Annotated in this window: 3 protein-coding genes and 1 pseudogene; all 4 read left to right on the forward strand. The window is 47.7% G+C overall.

Annotated features, from left to right (window positions below):
- Nucleotides 1–288 (forward strand): hypothetical protein (locus RMO35_RS16685; protein ID WP_309742444.1); only part of this gene is annotated, 288 nt, incomplete at its 5' end.
- On the forward strand, nucleotides 272–1,495 hold the full coding sequence (locus tag RMO35_RS16690; RefSeq protein ID WP_309742445.1) for a hypothetical protein: 1,224 nt from the start codon (nucleotides 272–274) through the stop codon (nucleotides 1,493–1,495). The genes RMO35_RS16685 and RMO35_RS16690, both read left to right, overlap by 17 nt.
- Before the next feature lie 30 nt (nucleotides 1,496–1,525).
- Nucleotides 1,526–2,965, forward strand: coding sequence for a TraM recognition domain-containing protein (locus RMO35_RS16695; RefSeq protein WP_309742446.1), 1,440 nt, complete (start codon nucleotides 1,526–1,528; stop codon nucleotides 2,963–2,965).
- Between the two features lie 14 nt (nucleotides 2,966–2,979).
- Nucleotides 2,980–3,265 (forward strand): annotated as a pseudogene (locus RMO35_RS16700) (hypothetical protein); the annotation flags it as partial.

Consider the following 3,265-nt stretch of genomic DNA (forward strand, 5'->3'; position numbering starts at 1 on the left):
CGCATTCTTAGCCGTAAGCCTGGGATTGCAGGGATTCCGGCTGATGTATTTATCATCGCCCTGGGCTTAGATTTACTGCTTTATCTATTTCTAGTTCAAGTTTTTCATTTGGGCTGGCAACCATTTGCGCTAGCTGTTGTCGTCGTCGATGGCACCTGGATTGCCCTCACCCTTAAAGGCGTGTGGCGATTTGTCGGATTATGGTTCAAACCACCTCGCTACATCCGCGCTAATCTCCCCTACCGCTCTCCATTACCTCCAGAAAATCCCGATGTTCACTCGCCCTAAACCAGTCAAACAAGTCTGTCGTCCTGGGGAGAAGCCAGAATTACTATTTCCGATTGAAGGAGAGCTAGATTTAGTCACCCATATCGATTTCGATTGCAATGGGCGACAATTTGGCGCGTATTTACTTCAAATTACCGAGCGCAAGTATCGACTGGTATTTGGGTTTCAATGCGACGGCATTCACCCGAATCTACCGTGGGGGAGGATCGACCCGATTTATAACAGACTATCCGCTGGGTTTAAGGATTTGCCGGAGGGTGAGGTGTTAACGATTCACATGAAATCGTTTGTCGATAACACCGCCCGAATGCAGGAGCTATCGAGAACTGTGGAAAATTGTCAGTCAGATGTCTTGAAGTACATCATCATGACCGAACAAAAGCGATTGCAAACTCTGACTGAAAAGGGGATGCGAAAACCTAAATCGCTGACCTTATTTGCAACCTTTACCTTCGACCCCGAAGCCGATGTCAAAGATGACCAAATCGAAGCTTTTGGCAAGGGTCTTTATAAAATATTCACCAAGTTTTCAGGCGCAGCGAAGATTGCTAAGTCTCGCGAATTTACCGAATTCTTAGTAGCTGGTGTCAATGCTTTCTATTTATGGGAACAGACTCTTACTAATAAGATGGGGCTTGGCATTCGTCCGTTAAGTAGCCAAGAACTGTGGGCAGATCTGTGGGCGAGAGTAAATGATACTCCCGCGCCTCCCGTACCCCAACGGATATTTTTCAATGGTAAAGTAGCCACCGAGAATATCTATCGCCACCTCCATCCCTTATCAATTTTAATTGACGAGGAATCCAGCTTACCCACCGCAGATTATCGCTGGGTCAAGGTCAAAAAGAAGTTCATTGGCGTGATGTCAATGTTAGAGCAACCAGATGAATGGAGTGACAAATTAGATGCACTCACTTACCTGTGGAATAAGTTAGGGGAAGATAGCGTTTACGACATCGAACACATCGCTCAAATTACCGCAGTCGATCGAGGTATCAGTCGCAAAAAGCTCAAAGATCTTACTGATGAAGAGATTTACAAAGCAAGTAAAGCTGAGGCAGAAGGCGATATTAACGTTGCCGCGAACATGAATGCTGAAGAAGCGATTGAGGCTCAACAGGTTTTACACAGAGGTGGTGTAGAGCTAGCAATATCATCGACATTCCTCATCCATCGCCACACGGTACAAGAAGTAGATCTCGCTTGAGATCGCCTCAAGTCTCTATTTCCTGGTCACTTGCACCGCGAGTATACCTACACTTGGTTGACGTGGTTGCAAACGTTCCCCGTAGCTTGGGATATGGCACTATCTCGCCCTTTTAGTCGCGAGAGCAAGGTTTTCACCAATTATGTGGCGGGGACTGTCTCGCTGGCGTTAATTAATACTTACGACAAAGTTGGATTTGAGTTAATCTCCAACGATGGTGGCGTACCGTTGTACATCGACATTATCAATAACCACCACCATATTCTGTGGATTGCCACTACCAGAGCGAGTAAATCTGTCTCCACTACGGGGATGCTCAATGGCGCGTTAGCAAACAATATGCCCGTGACGATTATCGACTGTCCGCCTACTAAAGAAGCCTCGACTTTCCGCGATTACGCGCGGCTGTTGGGTGGAGCTTTCTTCGATGTGGGTTCGGAATGTAGCAATATTTTTGAGGTGCCCAATCTTTCGCACCTAGCTGAAGTAGATCGGGAAGATCGTCGCAAGGATACTCAAGAATCGTTACTCGAAATCCTCCAAATGCTGGTAACTGGTTCTAATCCTGATGCTTTCGAGCCAATGTTGCGGGACTTAATTAGATCCTTGCTGACGCTAATTCTGACCAAATTCCTCGCCGCCAGGGAGATTCAATCGCGGTATATTGCAGCCATCAATGGGGGGATTGGTAGCGACGCATGGCAAAAGTACCCAGTGTTAGAAGACTTCATCGGTTTCTGCTCGCCAGAACGAGTCAATATTACCGAACCAGAACAACTCAAAGCCTTGAGTTATATCGTCACTAAACTGCGCTCTTGGACTCAAAGCCGGACGGGACAGGCTTTTTGTCGTCCCTCTACCTTTAAAACCGATGCCCAGTTATTCGTGATGGCAATTCGGGGCGTGGCAAATGCAGAAGATATGGCAGTACTCGCAACAGTGGCTTATGCTACCGCCATCCGCCGCGCTTACAGCAATCCTAAATCGGTACTATTTTTGGATGAAGCTGCTGCCCTACTCAAATTCCCTGCCCTAGCGTTGATGATTGGGAGACTATTGGCAATTGCCGCCAAAGCAGGGATCAGAGTAATGCCAGCCGCTCAAGAGGTTCACTCGATTAAAACCTGCGCTGGCGGCGAACAAATCCTCGCTAACTGCGATATCAAGTTAGTCGGACGCATCCAACCGGAATCGGTAGATACGATCTCCGAAGTTATGAAGATTCCGCTGGAGCTACTCGCCCCCAATCTCACTGAAGCATACGTTCCCAATCGCAGTTGGGGTTACTCTAACTGGTTGATGTTAGATGGACGGAGTTATACCTGGGCGAGAATCTACGCTAGCTCTGGCACCTTGGCGGCTGTTGTCAATAACGTCCATGAAGTCGAACGCCGTCAAGCACTGCTGGAGCAAGCCGAGCATCCAATCATTGGATTAGCTCGGTATGCTTCAGAATTACTACCTGCATAACTCGCACAACATTGATGAAAAAACGACTGCTTTCAATAATTATCTTTGGGTTAACCTTACTGGGCACCATTCGAGCAGCATCAGCGACAGGTAGCGTCACAACTACCACTACTCAAACCGTTGAGATCGATGGCATTAAAGTTCCCATCCCACCTCAAAACACAACGACCATTGTAAACGGGACAACCGTACCAAATACAACCACTGTCACCGCACCGACAGCAACCACATCACCACCACCCAATGGCATCATCCCACCAGACGCAGGAACGACAGTAGGAACGGCGGCTCAAGGGATTG

Source organism: Chamaesiphon sp. OTE_20_metabat_361 (assembly GCF_031364565.1).